The organism is Psychrosphaera sp. B3R10 (assembly GCF_018861025.1).
GTDB lineage: Bacteria > Pseudomonadota > Gammaproteobacteria > Enterobacterales > Alteromonadaceae > Psychrosphaera > Psychrosphaera algicola.
In genome coordinates, this window is record NZ_JAHKQH010000007.1 from 241452 (window position 1) to 256464 (window position 15013).

12 protein-coding genes are annotated in these 15013 nt (G+C 40.2%); 5 read left to right on the plus strand and 7 right to left on the minus strand.

Features of this window, described 5'->3' with window-relative positions; translation table 11 throughout:
• Nucleotides 1-354: 354 nt before the first annotated feature.
• From KO525_RS19780 to KO525_RS02485, 6 genes are all read right to left on the minus strand, one after another.
• Nucleotides 355-480 (minus strand): hypothetical protein, encoded by a 126-nt coding sequence (locus tag KO525_RS19780; RefSeq protein WP_256448276.1) that lies wholly within the window; start codon nucleotides 478-480, stop codon nucleotides 355-357.
• Between the two features lie 466 nt (nucleotides 481-946).
• Complete coding sequence (locus KO525_RS02465; protein WP_215962196.1) at nucleotides 947-3550, minus strand: TonB-dependent receptor domain-containing protein; 2604 nt, start codon at nucleotides 3548-3550, stop codon at nucleotides 947-949.
• A 286-nt stretch (nucleotides 3551-3836) separates the two neighbouring features.
• Nucleotides 3837-4943, minus strand: coding sequence for a DUF4340 domain-containing protein (locus KO525_RS02470; RefSeq protein ID WP_215962197.1), 1107 nt, complete (start codon nucleotides 4941-4943; stop codon nucleotides 3837-3839).
• Nucleotides 4944-4956: 13 nt separating this feature from the next.
• Nucleotides 4957-6846: a Gldg family protein gene (locus KO525_RS02475; protein WP_215962198.1), complete on the minus strand. Its 1890-nt coding sequence runs from the start codon at nucleotides 6844-6846 to the stop codon at nucleotides 4957-4959.
• 15 nt (nucleotides 6847-6861) lie between these two features.
• Nucleotides 6862-7596, minus strand: a complete 735-nt coding sequence (locus KO525_RS02480; RefSeq protein WP_215962294.1) for an ABC transporter permease subunit — start codon at nucleotides 7594-7596, stop codon at nucleotides 6862-6864.
• Nucleotides 7597-7614: 18 nt separating this feature from the next.
• On the minus strand, nucleotides 7615-8541 hold the full coding sequence (locus tag KO525_RS02485; protein ID WP_215962199.1) for an ABC transporter ATP-binding protein: 927 nt from the start codon (nucleotides 8539-8541) through the stop codon (nucleotides 7615-7617).
• A gap of 248 nt (nucleotides 8542-8789) precedes the next feature.
• On the opposite strand from KO525_RS02485, the gene tsaA reads away from it, so the two are divergent.
• Both tsaA and KO525_RS02495 read left to right on the plus strand, forming a co-directional pair.
• Nucleotides 8790-9506: a tRNA (N6-threonylcarbamoyladenosine(37)-N6)-methyltransferase TrmO gene (gene tsaA, locus KO525_RS02490; RefSeq protein ID WP_215962200.1), complete on the plus strand. Its 717-nt coding sequence runs from the start codon at nucleotides 8790-8792 to the stop codon at nucleotides 9504-9506.
• Nucleotides 9503-10564 carry a galactose oxidase gene (locus KO525_RS02495; protein WP_215962201.1) on the plus strand — a complete coding sequence of 354 codons (1062 nt, stop codon included), beginning with the start codon at nucleotides 9503-9505 and terminating at the stop codon, nucleotides 10562-10564. The genes tsaA and KO525_RS02495 overlap by 4 nt, the downstream gene beginning before the upstream one ends.
• A gap of 49 nt (nucleotides 10565-10613) precedes the next feature.
• On the opposite strand, the gene KO525_RS02500 is transcribed toward KO525_RS02495, so the two are convergent.
• Nucleotides 10614-11378, minus strand: coding sequence for a DUF2310 family Zn-ribbon-containing protein (locus tag KO525_RS02500; RefSeq protein ID WP_215962202.1), 765 nt, complete (start codon nucleotides 11376-11378; stop codon nucleotides 10614-10616).
• A 155-nt stretch (nucleotides 11379-11533) separates the two neighbouring features.
• Between KO525_RS02500 and KO525_RS02505 the strand changes: the two genes are divergently transcribed.
• From KO525_RS02505 to KO525_RS02515, 3 genes are all read left to right on the plus strand, one after another.
• Nucleotides 11534-13255 (plus strand): proline--tRNA ligase, encoded by a 1722-nt coding sequence (locus tag KO525_RS02505; protein WP_215962203.1) that lies wholly within the window; start codon nucleotides 11534-11536, stop codon nucleotides 13253-13255.
• Complete coding sequence (hisIE, locus tag KO525_RS02510; RefSeq protein ID WP_215962204.1) at nucleotides 13255-13878, plus strand: bifunctional phosphoribosyl-AMP cyclohydrolase/phosphoribosyl-ATP diphosphatase HisIE; 624 nt, start codon at nucleotides 13255-13257, stop codon at nucleotides 13876-13878. Before KO525_RS02505 ends, hisIE begins: the two co-directional genes overlap by 1 nt.
• A 150-nt stretch (nucleotides 13879-14028) precedes the next feature.
• The gene (locus tag KO525_RS02515) at nucleotides 14029-14997 is read left to right on the plus strand and encodes a WD40 repeat domain-containing protein (protein ID WP_215962205.1); all 969 of its coding nucleotides are present in this window, start codon (nucleotides 14029-14031) and stop codon (nucleotides 14995-14997) included.
• The last annotated feature ends 16 nt before the right edge of the window (nucleotides 14998-15013 follow it).

Sequence of the window (15013 nt, forward strand, 5' to 3'; positions counted from 1 at the left end):
TTGGATTTTTGGATTTTTGGATTTTAGTTCAAGCAATAGCAATCAATGCAAGTAATGCAAGTAATGCAAGTAATGAAAATTAACGAGGAGCACTAGAATACATTCACAGTCGCACTCTCAATTGATAACCCCCTTCGTTACTTATTTACTTTCCACTTATTAATTATTTCTATTTTGATAAAGAAAGCTATAAAAACAATTACCAGCCCGATTAAAACAAAGTCGGCATTTGAAAGTGGGTTTACTCTTACAAAATAGAAGATCTGAAACAGGACAAAAAGAGCGATAAAAATCAATTTCCAAATCATTGTCACATCCTCTATGACCTAAAATAAAACCCACATAAACTAACGTTTAAAAGCGTATTAGTAGTTGCTTAAGATGCTTCGGTATTTCGATAACCGCCGGCATCAAAGGAATTTCGTTGGTGATTGCACCACCACAAATCCCACTTAACTCATATTCGATTAATTCGCGCATATAACTCTCCTTGTTTTTAATTTACTAGTCTTGTGCTATCCAATTCACCTAATCCTTATCAAAGACAAACTGGAAAAAGCAATATGATAAAACCGATACTAAGCATTAAAACTTTGCAATTCAGACGGTATCATTTAACTAAATAAGCCCAAATAGCGTCTTGCTCTAGCAATATAAAAGTTATATCAGTGCTGGCACATCGTCAAGGTCGGCTTTCACCCATTTACAATAAAACCCATAATTTCAAAACGTTAAGCGACAAAAACTGTACCTTGTCATTGCGCTAGTTCTAATTAGTGGGTTTTAAGTTCTATTTGAAACTTAAGTTTAAAACACATTACCTTTACCCAATCCCCTATCTACTTTTTTGGTTTGCGGTATTGATTAACTGCATCCTCACCTCAAATCCAAAGCAAAAAAAATCCTCTGCAAGCAGAGGATTTTTCAAATCTAAAGCAGTTTCAAATTAGAAGCTGTAACGGCCTTGGATGTAATAACTACCGCCATTGAAGTCAAACGGACTCGTCTCGTAGAAAACACCACCAGCGTAATCCTGGCTGCCTGCATACGGCATACGATGAGCTTCTTGGTCAAATATATTATTCGCACCAACTGAAACAGTAAACTCTTCAGTTACTGAATAGCTCAATTCCGCATCAATTGTAATAGCAGAATCACCAGTTTCACTTACCCCTGGATCATCGGCATGTACTGCTAAGTATTCACCATAGTAGTTAGCGCGGATAAACGTACTTACGTCTTCCCATTTCTGACTAATTGTAAATGTAGCGCGATGCTTAGGAATACCATCTTCTAAACGGCTGATTTTGAAATCTGATGTTGCAACTAGTGCAGCGCCTGTATTTGGATCAAGGCGAGTAGCAACAGAATCTACAGTCGTTTCGTTCCAGTTATAAGCCAATGCAAAATCAGTGTCTCCACCAAATAATTCAGCTGAATAGTTGGCAACGATATCTAAACCTGTTGTCGTTGTATCAAAATCATTTGCGAAGAAAGTGATAGTACCTAACAATTCAGGGTTTTTAACACCAGCTGCAGTAAGTGGAGCCAAATCAGACGCGACAATGTCCAGTTTGTCCGTTTGTGCTATCCGGTCTGTAACTTCAATAGTATAGAAATCCGCTGTTACGAAGAACGTACCGTCATTATAAACCGCACCAAATGCAAAACTTGTTGATTGCTCTGGATCAAGTATTGTAGCGCCTTTTTGAATTGACACTGGGTGAGCTGGTGGGTAAGTCGCCGATTGAATCAACTCACCATTAACCATTGACGTTTGTGTATTAACAACATTGTCTTGGCCAACTGTTGGTGCACGGAAACCAGTTGAATGTGACGCACGAAGTGAAATATCGTCTGATAACTCATATTGTGCAGTTAATTTATAGTTAGTTGTATCACCAAACGAAGAAAAATCTTCATAACGTAACGCGCCGCCTAATAATAATTGGTCAGTCACTTGAGATTCTAAATCTAAGTAAGCTCCAAAGCTATCTCGGGTACTCGTCCCTGCAGCATCTTCGTGGAAGCCAGCAAAACCATGAGAACCGATACTAAACCCTTGGCTCGCTAACGGCCCCGCTTGCCAAGACGCATCTTCACCAGCAATGATTTCGAAGCTCTCTTGACGAATTTCAATACCCGATGCAACATTTACCAGTTGACCACCATCTAATTGGACTTCTTTAACTAAATCGACATTAAACGATTTTTCCAATTGAACGTAGCTACCTGTATCAAAGCTTAAACCTGAAGGTTGTACAGGACCAAATGATGGGTTGACCGTATTTACTAGAGTGTACGACGACTTATTGCGACCTACTGAGCCACTAACATCATACATAACTTCATCTAAGAAACCGTGTTTAAATTCACCTTTAACACCAGCCACAAACGATGAATCTTCAATATCACCGGTAAATTGCGGAGTGTAACCACCTGGTAAAATTTCGTTAAACGCGAAACAGTTTTGACCTACTGCCGTATTTGGATCTGCAATTAATTGATAATCAGAATTATCAAGAATATTTTCGGTCGTAGGCGTTAACGGTAAAACAGGACATTCAACGCCAACTCCAACGCCGTCTAAATCACCAACTAAATGGTTAGCGTCACCGGTAAATACGCCACCACGGTTTTGTGGGTTACGATAGTAATAGCCCCCAGTTGCAGTACGTGAAGAAACATTACCAAACGCATATAAACTAGCTTGGTCATTTAGCTCCAAACCTAAGTTAATAAATACCGATAGATCGTCCTTAATTTCAGGATTACCCCAAACCATAGCTGGATCATTAACTGATGTATTACCAGCATCGATTAAGTTTTGTGCATCATTACGTTGAACTGTTCTGCTCGTCGCATCGGCGTTTTTATATTGGAAACTTAAATTGGCAAAGCCATTTTCTGTTAGTTCCAAGCCAATATTACCGTCAACAACAGTAGCTGCACCGTCACCTTCGAAATATTCACCTTGACGAACTGAAATAGAACCACCTTCAGACGCATCATTTAGAACAAAGTTTAAAACCCCAGCAATGGCGTCAGAACCATATTGTGCCGCCGCACCATCACGCAAGATTTCAACTTGCTTTAATGCAGAACTTGGGATTACTGAAATGTCTGGGCCTTGAGCACCATCATTAATACCACCACCTTGGAATGCTAATACAGATGCACGGTGACGACGCTTGCCGTTAACCAAAATCAACGTACTGTCCGAAGACAAACCACGTAAGTTCACCGGGCGAATAAACGATGCAGCGTCACTAATTGGCTGTTGTTTTACGGTAAAAGACGGAACTGCAGCTTGCAACATGTCTAGCATGTCAGTTGATGCATTTTTACCTAATTCATCTCCACCAATAATATCAATTGGAACTGGTGAGTCATCAACTGAACGAGGTGCGGCACGTGAGCCTACTACGGCAATTCGTTCAACTTCTTCTGCTGACTCCGCAGCGATTGTTTGGGTAGAGACGGTAGACAGGGCTAAACTTGAAAATAATGCTAGTTTAACCACTTTTGAAAGTGGTGATAATTTATACACTGTTTATTTCCTTCATATGCTATTCATGTTTTGTTGTTGTTGTGCGGTACTCAATTCTGTGTGAGCACTTGTGATAACCTACTACCTATAACAGCCTTGAGTCAACAAAGGAATGTTACAATTTATTTACTAAAGGCAACAATTTAATGCCATCTATAAGATTGATATATAAAGAAATAAATATAAATGCAGTAGAAGTGAAAAATTATTAGAAAGTAAATTGGACAAATATGAAATTATGACCCATCCTAAATTACGATGGGTCATTTTTATTAAAAATCCCTAATTATTCAGACTCAGTATTTGACACTAAATCATTTTTATCGATTGCGAGTTTGTTGTAGTCATTTTTAGCTATTTCAATCAACCACTTCGAATTATCAATTGCTATAAAGTACAAATTTTCATCGTCACTTGAATAAAAATCAACTCTCAATCTACCGGTATTTCCAAGTTTAGATTGATATTCAACAAAAACGCTCTGAGTTAATTTTAACAAATCAAGTTTTGTGCGTTGTTCAACACCTCGTAATTCTAAAGAAACTAAATTTCGAACAAATCCATCAATAATCGATGGTGACTTTAATTCGATATCGACTTTTTCATCGCCAACTAATTCAAAATGATCTGCCAGTACCGACTTTTCGCTGTCCGATTTTTCGTCTAATTTTGATAGGCTCAACGTTTGTTCTACTGCCTTTTTAGCCAAATTAGTGATATTTTCCTCATTCGAGGCTTTGTCTTCAACCGCTAAGTTCTTCAAAGGTCGCAGTGCGCTAAATTCAACTTGTCCAGCTTTATCTAAGGTCACTTTACGAATGTCTGAATAGTCCACAGCAAATACCTTGGGCTCTAGCCAGTCATTAACAGAGTCAGATAATTGCAAGTAACTATCAACTAGATAAGTTTGAGGCGAATCTTCAAATCGCACATAACGACCTTTGCCATGGCCCATTTCTTTACCAATTAACAAAGCCATCTCATTTCCTGGCCAATGAAGAACCAATCTTGATGCGTTAGAATTTGGAGAATCTAATGCAGCTAAATTTAGTTTGGAATGGTGTTCAACTTTGGCCGTTTTTAATTCGACGACGCGAGTCGACTGTAACTCTCGTAAAAACTCGGTTAGTGCATTGACGTTAGCGGGGTAATCAAAACCTTCTTTAACGCGCCATTCATTGCCAACGAGATCAATTGTGACACTTTGGTCGTCAGTCGCCGTTTCTATGACAACTTTATTGATTTTATTTAGGTCAACTTTAGCCGATGCATATGACAACAGGTCTTTTTTATTGAGATGAGATGAGCCTGCGTCACTTGACGATATTTTTAAACCAACCGTAATGGCTACGAGTGATATTATTAATAATACAAGTAAAGAATTTTGTTTCATTTCTTCTACCTCACTAACCGAGTTGTTGCATTTGTTTCATCATTTGGCGGCGCACATACTGGGCAATAGCACCTAATAAAAGTGTTAACAATAAAGGGAATACGGCAATATTTAAAAATTTCAGCCAGCTGCCCAGTGACTCTATGTCTTTATCTAACTGATGCCTGACAACACGGAGTTCTTTCCTTATCGCTAACTTTTTAGCAACAAACTGCTCCACTGCGGCAGTTTGTTCTGCCGTTAAAACGAGCGCCCCCGACTCAGATTGTTGGCTTTGTAAATCGGCTAACTGACTTTCCGTTTGCTGTAATTCGTTTTGCAAACGTTGCTCTTGCTCTCTAAATTTAGCTTCTGCAGCAACGGTTAACGCTTCAACAACATCAAACGGACGTTGATATTTACCTTTTCCTCTGATTGACAATAAATTCGAACTACCCGATAAGTTATCGACTGCATTGATAAGGAAATCACCGTTATTCGCAAAAGGTTGCAAAATGGTTTGACCAAAGAAGTTAGAGGTTTGCACCCAGAATCGATCCGTTAACATGTCGGTGTCCGCAACAACAACAACTTGAATATTGTCTGCAGATTTTAACCAATCTTCATCTACTCGGCCTTCTGGTAAAGTTTCAAACGCTGTGTTTGCAGCCCCACTAACGCGAGCGGCTAAAACTCGCGAAACCTGCCCCGGTGTAAAGTTATTTGTTAGCCTTTCTGGATTTTGGCCGGCCATTGAATACACCATGGAATTGGTGATAGCACTAAACTCTGAACTTGAGAACAAAGGCGTAAACGTTGTGCTCGCGTTTTCAATCTTTGATAAGCTACCAAAACTGGCGCCATTAATTGACGCTAGAGACGTTGTGACGACGTCCTGCCCATCGATGTTTTCTCTATCTAGCCCCAAATAGCCAATATGACGCCCAGGCTTGCCATCTGGCATTCTAATTTCAAGCCCTTTGGCTGCATCCAATACAATTTCACTGCTGTTGTAATCCACTCCCCAGGCAGTAAATAAACGAGCTAAATCTGAGCTAGAAGCCGCTGACATTCCCATCATATTTGCCTCCGCGTCACTTTCAGCATTTGGGTCAACAAACACCAGCAGTTTTCCGCCCCCTAATACATATTGGTCAATGGCAAACAGTTGGTTTTCCGACAGGTTTTTAGGATGAACAAGTATTAGCAAGTTAATGTCGTCAGGCAGTGTTTCAGAATCTTGCTCTAGAACATTAATGTCATATAACTGCGCTAATTGGCTGTAGGTACTCCAAGCAGGTGTTGTAGCAGGTTGCCCCATTTGCATCGCCATAGGATTGGGATTTAAACCTCCTTGCATAGGCAAACTCGATAACAACGCAATTTTCACTTGAGTCGGATGAGTTAATCGGTAGATTAACTTACTAATTTCATATTCAAGTAAGGTTTCCTGACTAGGGTCAAAAAACGCAATAATCTCTTTATTATCTATCGAATCAGTTGCTGCAAGGCCTAAATATACAGACTCGCCGGTCGTACTTATTGGTGCTGCCGTAAGCCCCATTTCTGCCGCTTTATCTTCCGCTTCAGAAAACGGCTCAGGGTCGATGATATGAAGTTTAATTTTGCCATCTGCATATAGTTCATATTCTTCCAACAAGCTTTGGACTCGCACGGCATAGTTGCGCAACGATGTCAGGCCCTCTGTCGCTTTATTGGAATAGAAAAAATACAAATTTATCGGCTCATCTATTTCTGTAAGAATTTTGTGTGTTCCCTCTGAAATCGAATAAACACCGCCTTCGGTTAAATCCAGTCTCGCTTTATTAAACAAAACATTATTAAGTAAAACCAAAGCAAAAAATGCAATTGCAATCGTGCCTAACGAAACGACAAGGCCACTTTTGTTTTTTAAAAAATTCATTTTAAATTAGCTCCCTTAATCGGCTTTTTTATTTTCAATAATGACTAGGCCGGCCGCTAGCCAGCAAACAATCACAACAACAAAATACCCAACATCTTTAAGTGAAATGACACCTTTAGCTATTGCGTCAAAATGTTGAAGAAAAGATAACGAGGCGATAACGTCAATGACGACTGAAGGCAACCAGCCTTGAAACGCCCCTAAAACCGCATCACTGCCGCTAAGAACAAATAAAAAGCTAACAGTAACTGCCAAAATAAATGCAACAACTTGAGATTTAGACAACGCAGACATACAAATGCCCACTGCCAAAAATGCGCCGGCCATTAGCCAGCTTCCAAAGTACGCAGCAACAATGACACCATTATCGGGAGCGCCTAAGTAATTGACCGTAAGCCATAGTGGGAAAGTAAGAACTAAGGCTAACCCTAGCACTAACCAAGCCGATAGAAATTTAGCTGCCATTGCCTGGACCGTTGTAATAGGCAGTGTCATTAATAATTCTATCGAACCACTACGTCGTTCTTCACTCCAGGTCCGCATCGCAAATGCTGGGACTAAAAATAGGTATAGCCATGGATGGAAATTAAAAAATGGCATTAAGTCTGCTTGACCTCGTTCATATAACCCACCCAAGTTAAAGGTCATAATTCCGCTCATAACTAAAAATATGGCGATAAAAACATAGGCAACTGGTGTAGCGAAAAACGACAAAAATTCTCGTTTGGTTAAAATAGAAATCATTGAAATGTTGTTCATCATTGTCTCCTATTTCACAATTTCTGAGTTTGAGGTGAGTTCACGGAAAATGTCATCGAGTCGCCCTTTTTCGCTATAAATGGCATCGATTTCAATATTTTCATTTTGAATAAATTTGTACACTTGGTTAAATATGTTTTGACCATTTTGAGGCTTTATTGTCACCATATTGCCCGACACTTCGACCGCCGCAATATCGTTTAACGATTTAAATTGGTCTTTATCTATGTTGCTTGAAGATGTTTCAATCGTAACTGCATTGTGGAATGACGACTTGTTTTGCAGTTCATTTGGTGTTCCATCAAATATTTTTTGACCATTTGCAATGATCACCGCTCGATTACACACCGCTGTTACTTCTTCAAGAATATGAGTAGAGACAATTACGATTTTATCTTTAGCCATCTTCTGGATCAGTTCTCTGACCTGATGTTTTTGATTTGGATCTAGACCGTCAGTCGGCTCGTCTAAAATAAGTACTTTTGGATCATGTAAAATCGCTTGAGCTAATCCTACTCGTCGCTTAAAGCCTTTAGATAAATTATCTATTGGTTTATCTAATACCGACTGCAGTTCGACGCTTTTAATGACCCGGGCAAGTCGCGCTTGTTTTTTACGCCCTGTTAAGCCACGAATATCCGCAATAAAATTTAGAAATTGTGCTGGTGTCATATCACCATAAGCGGGCGCACCTTCCGGCAAATAGCCAATGAGCTTTTTCACATCTATCGGTGACTGTTTTATATCAAATCCATTAACCCATATGGCGCCTGAGGTGGCATCTAAAAATCCGGTTAACATTTTCATAGTCGTCGATTTCCCGGCCCCATTTGGCCCCAAAAAACCGACAACTTCGCCTGGCTTAATCGTAAATGAAAGGTCATTTACTGCAGTAAAGTCGCCAAACTGCTTTGTAATATTTTTAATTTCAATCATCGTTTAATGATCCCTCTGAATAACGTGTATCGTCACTTTTTGTTAGAAACAACATAATCAAAATTATTTGGGCGAGGCCAAATCAGCATTGATATAGGGACGGCTAAATTGATTTCAAGCATGCGAATTAAAATACTAATATTGCAAAATATTCAGACCAGTTACCGCAGAAATACCCTATCAACTTTGATATTATCTGATTTCTTAAATACACCGAATTTTTCGACCCAATAGTTAAGAAGAGCCTTTTGAATACACTAACGCCTTTTACAGTCAATCCCATCGGATTTGTTGCATCACCTTTTAAAGAAAAGTTCGGCATTCCTAGGCAACCGAAACTATGTCAGGTGTCGAGTTTATTGTGGCTTCACGGTGATGCCAACAATATCGATTGCATTAGAGATATCGAACTTAACTCGCATATTTGGGTTCTGTTTCAGTTTCATCAAAACAGTCAACAAGGCTGGCACCCATTAGTCAGACCGCCGCGTTTAGATGGCAATAAAAAAACCGGCGTATTTGCAACTCGGTCAACCTTCAGACCGAATCAAATTGGTATGTCAGCGGTAAAATTACTCGATGTTGGTGTGACAGATAAAAAGGTATGGCTTGAAGTTGAAGGATTAGATTTGCTCGACGGTACGCCAATCGTCGATATTAAACCCTATATTCCTTATGCTGATGCAATACCGGAAGCAACGTCGGAATTTGCGCCATCGGCACAAGAAACACAACTCAACATTCGTTTTTCAAATGCCGCGCATATAGTCATAGAGGAACTTAAGACCTTAATACCTAATTTAAAGATCGTAATAGAGCAAGTTTTGAAGCAAGATCCCCGTCCAGCCTACAAAAAAGGCAAACCTGATGATAAAATTTATGGTATTCGTCTTTATGATCTAAATATTCGCTGGTCTATCGACGCGGATGAATGCCATGTTTTAACTATAGAGCACGTTTTATGAAGTTAATTAACGCTATTTTTTCTGTTTTATTTTTATTTCCTTTGTTCCAAGTTTTGGCTAACGAGTTCCCACTTTTACCGGAGCCTGTCACCAACAACGCTGTCGCAACCGTAACGATTGACGATGTGCAATATATTGTGAGTTTTATGGGGCTCGCTGCGGGCAAATCATACAAAGATGTTCACAACAAAACATGGAAAATGACAGTTGATAAAGCGGGTCAATATTCGCCATGGCAACAAGTGCGTTCGGTCCCTGGCAGCCTAAAATTAAAAGGTCGACTTGCCAGTATCGCCATTGGTGTTGACGACAAAATATATCTATTTGGTGGCTATACTGTCGCGTCCAATCATACTGAACAGTCAGCGCCGGACGTTTATTCATATGACGTATTAACCGACCATTACAATTTGTTGCCTCCTATGCCCGTTCCTGTAGACGACGCCATCGCCCTGAGTTACCGCAATCGATACATATACTTAGTATCTGGCTGGCACAACGATGGCAACGTAAACCTGGTTCAAATGTATGACATTGTTAAAAATGAATGGCGTCAAGCTAGCCCGTTTTTAGGCGCGCCAGTTTTTGGTCACGCCGGCGGAATTGTCGATAACCAATTAATGGTATGTGACGGTGTAAAAACTGTTGCCCACATGACTCGCCGTCGCAGTTTTGCCCAGCAAACAGCTTGTTACTTAGGTGAAATTGATGTCATGAATCCTGCCCAAATTAATTGGTATGAATGGGTCCATCCAACTGACGAGGGGCGATATAGAATGGCCGCTGCAGGCGACATCGAAAACGATAGAATTATTTTTGTTGGCGGCGCGACAAATCCATATAACTTTGACGGCATCGGCTATGACAAAATCCCGTCGGAACCAACCTCCGAAATTTGGAGTTATTACTTGTCGACACGCACTTGGAAAGTGACGGAGTCCAAAGAAACAACAATGGATCACCGCGGACTAATAAATGTAGGGGATAAATGGATTACGGTCGGAGGCATGGGCAACAAACAAATCGTGTTAGACCAGGTCAAAACTCACATTCAGTAGCTAAGGTAAAATTTAGTCGCATCTAAAACAAACTCAAACTACGTTGGGACTATTGCCAGTCCCAACTAATATTGGATAACAGCAAACAAGAGTCGCATTTAAAATCAAATAACTGATGTAACGATTCCGCTAAAGCCCAGGGTTCTGAACAACCAGGGCACAAACGTTGTTGCTCTAACGCAAGACTCTCACCACCAACTCGATACAGATATCGATACACAGGAACCTTTAGCTCATCACTTATTTGCTGACAGATATCTAGGCCGTTTTGCATTAACTCGCTATCGGGTTGTGATAGTTGCTCTACGACAAATGGCTCAATTTCGGCTAATTCGTTCATTTGTAATTGATCACAGGCCGCTTGAGATTCTTGCCATTTGATCAGGTCGTAACGAATTGACTCCGGTAGCTTATATAATGGGATAGGTAAAAAATGGTCCATACACCTTACAGGTGAACATGACTGAACAAAGGTTGAATACAACACCAGTGCGCTAGGTACTTTACACAAATCGGCAAAATCAGATTGGCTTTCCAGCCCCAGTACCTTAAATTGTGGTAACGCTAATCCACACTTGGCAATGGCTTCAAATGCGCCGGTTACATTATCAGTATTGTATTTAACAGCTACCGAATCTTGTTCGGGACAGACAAATATTACGTCAAAATGATCGTCAACCAAAATGACCGGAAACTCACGACCGATGATCTGACCGTTATACCGATATTCATCTAATAACGCAGAAATAACCGTTTGGGCCTCGGAAATTTCAATATCGACGGCGCAATTGAAGCTTAATTGACATACATACATAAATTAGTTCTTAAAAAGTGACAGTTATTTCAGTTTGGATATTTATCCAAAGCCATTTGATTGCTAGAATCCTCCGCCATTCTAACCTGTTTTTGTCCGAATATTGGAATTAGAATCAGGTCCGGTCAATTAGTGAACAACGAGACAATAATCGCATGCGTACTAGTCAATATATTATTGCTACATTAAAAGAAACGCCATCTGACGCTGAAGTGATCAGCCATCAGCTTATGTTAAGAGCGGGAATGATCCGCAGACTTGCTTCTGGTTTATACACTTGGTTGCCCACTGGCCTAAAAGTTGTTCGTAAAGTAGAACAAATTGTTCGTGAAGAAATGGATAAAGCAGGTGCGCTCGAAATGTTAATGCCTGTTGTTCAACCTGCCGATTTGTGGGAAGAGTCAGGCCGTTGGCAAGAATACGGCCCAGAGTTATTGCGTATCAAAGACCGCCACAATCGCGACTTTGCCTTAGGTCCAACTCACGAAGAAGTTGTGACTGAGTTTGTTCGTAAAGAAATCAACAGCTATAAACAGTTGCCATTAAGTCTTTATCAAATCCAAACAAAGTTCCGCGATGAAGTTCGTCCACGTTTTGGTGTCATGCGTAGCCGCGAATTTGTCATGAAAGATGCGTATTCTTTCCATTTAAGCCAAGAGTCTTTGCAACAGACGTATGACAAAATGTATCAAGCATATTGCAATATCTTTGAACGTTTAGGTTTAGATTTCCGTCCGGTTATCGCTGACACAGGTTCAATTGGTGGTGACGCGTCCCATGAATTTCATGTTTTAGCTGAATCGGGCGAAGACGACATCGCATTTTCGACTGAAAGTTCATTTGCGGCTAATATTGAAAAAGCAGAGGCGCTTGCGCCAAAAGACACTGCTGATGCAGCAACTCAAGAGTTAACGCTTACCGATACGCCTAATGCAAAAACAATAAATGATTTGGTAGAACAGTTTAGCGTAAACATTGAAAAAACAGTGAAAACATTGATTGTTAAAGCCTCTGATGATGTTGACGCTGAATATATAGCGTTAGTCGTACGTGGTGATCATGAACTCAATGAAATTAAAGCTGAAAAACTTGATGAAGTTGCATCGCCATTAGAAATGGCAAGTGAAGAAGCAATTAGAGATGTAATGGGCGCATCAGCAGGCTCACTAGGCCCAATCAATTGCCCTATTCCTGTCATTGTTGACCGAGCTGCCGCCGTTGCATCTGATTTTTCTGCCGGAGCAAACGTCGACGGTAAACACTACTTTGGTATTAACTGGTCACGTGATCTTGAATTGCCAACCGTTGCTGACATCAGAAATGTCGTTGAAGGTGACCCAAGCCCATGTGGTGAAGGAACAATTACCATTAAACGTGGTATTGAAGTTGGTCATATTTTCCAACTTGGTACTAAATACTCAAAAGCAATGAACGCTGGCGTATTAACGGAAACAGGTAAGCACCAAGTATTAGAAATGGGCTGTTATGGTATTGGTATTACGCGAATTGTAGCCGCTGCTATTGAACAGAATCATGACAAATTTGGCATTAAATGGCCAAACGCATTAGCACCGTTCCAAGTTGCTATCGTGCCTATGAACATGCACAAGTCACACCGTATTCCTGATATCGCTAATGCGATATACGACAAGTTAGTGGCAAAAGGCATAGAGGTTTTATTTGACGACCGTAAAGAACGCCCTGGTGTCATGTTTAACGATATGGAACTTATGGGCATTCCGCATCAAATCGTTATCGGTGAACGTAACTTAGACAACAACCAAGTTGAATATAAGAGTCGTACCACCGGTGATAAAGAATTATTAGACGTTGACGATGCTGTTGACTTCGTTTTAAACCAAATTAAGAATGCATAATGAAAGTAACTACAGAAAACCTAAGTAACTTAGCTTGGGATAAAATGGAAGGTTTATTGCCTTGTATTGTTCAAGACGCTGCAAGTGGCAAGATCTTGATGCAAGGTTTTATGAATAAAGACGCGGTTAATGCTTCTTTAGACAGCGGTAAAGTGACGTTTTTTAGTCGCAGTAAAAACCGCCTTTGGACTAAGGGGGAAAGTTCAAGCAACTTTTTAAACCTAGTTGAATTGTCTGTTGATTGCGATCAAGACTCGCTAATCGCACTTGCGCATCCAGACGGACCAACCTGCCACACTGGTACAGAAACGTGCTGGCACGACGGTACAGCTCAACCTGAAATTAGCTTTATTTCAGATTTAGAGCGCGTTATTGCGTCGCGAAAAGGCGCTGATGCGGACTCGTCATACACAGCATCTTTATATGCCAGTGGCATTAAACGTATCGCTCAAAAAGTGGGGGAAGAAGGCGTTGAAACTGCTCTTGCGGCGACGGTTCAAGATCTTGAAGAACTTAAAAATGAAAGTGCTGATTTAATTTATCACTTATTGGTTCTTCTTCAAGCGTCTGACTTAAGCCTTAGCGATGTTATTGGTGTATTAAAGAAACGTCACGCTAAGTAGCGCTTGCGAATAAACTTATCGTTAGTTTATAAAACAGCTCATTTTTGAGCTGTTTTTTTATGGCTATAGTTTGGTTTCGCTAAGGCATAACTTGTGTTATTCGTCAAAACTCGCTATAAAAAACCATAAAAAATAAGGACAGTATAGTTAATGCGTATATTACTTTTAACTCTCGTCTGTTATGTGTTGGTTGCATGTGGCGGAACCGAACCACTTAAAGAAATAGGTGAGCCCTATCAACTAACAGAACTGCCGTTATTACGCGCTCAATTTACGGCACATGGTGAAACAGCGGTAACGCTATCGCAAATTGATGTAACACTGTGGAATATCAAAAATGAACAACCCATATTTAGCCATTTGTTTTCCCCAGAAAATGAAGAACAATTTTTTGTCGCCCTTGCTAAAAATCAGCAGGTCCTTGCTACAGCAGGCAAACAAACCGTTACCCTTTTTGATGTTAAAAAGAACCAATTAAGTTTAGCTTGGAAAGTATATGGAACCGTTGAACACGCTGCTATTTCTACGCTAGCGGTCAATTCTCATGGAGATAAAGTTGTTGTTGGACTCTCCGATGGCAGTATTTCCGTCACCGATGTTAAGAGTAAAACAAGGTTACTTTATCAACCTCACTTAAGTGAAATTCAATTTCTATTTTTTAATCAATTGGAGAACAAACTGATTACCGCAGGTGTTGATGGTCGACTCGTTGTTCTATCCCTTGATACCGGTGTAATAGAACAAGAATATGAGTTCCTATCAAGGATCACTGCTTTACATGTCGAACCGCGAACCGGCAATGTTTTTGCGTCCGATGCACTAGGCAATGAAATCATTACCCATATCGATAACATTCATAAATCAAAAAGTTTATCTTATATTGAACGGAACCAATATTTTCGACAGGCACGATTTATTAACCAATCACTCCTAGTAACAAGCAATTCGAAAAATAAGCTGACGGTTTGGAATTTAGAAAACGGCAAAGAAGTTGCGTCTGGAAATATTAAGGCATTAACCGCAAGCTCCTCGACCAGTGACTTAGTTATTTCAGGAAGTTCTATTTTGAGTTTGTCGACTGATGGGATTGTACAAAATTGGCCAATCCCATCAATTTAGTTTGATGTTACGAAAC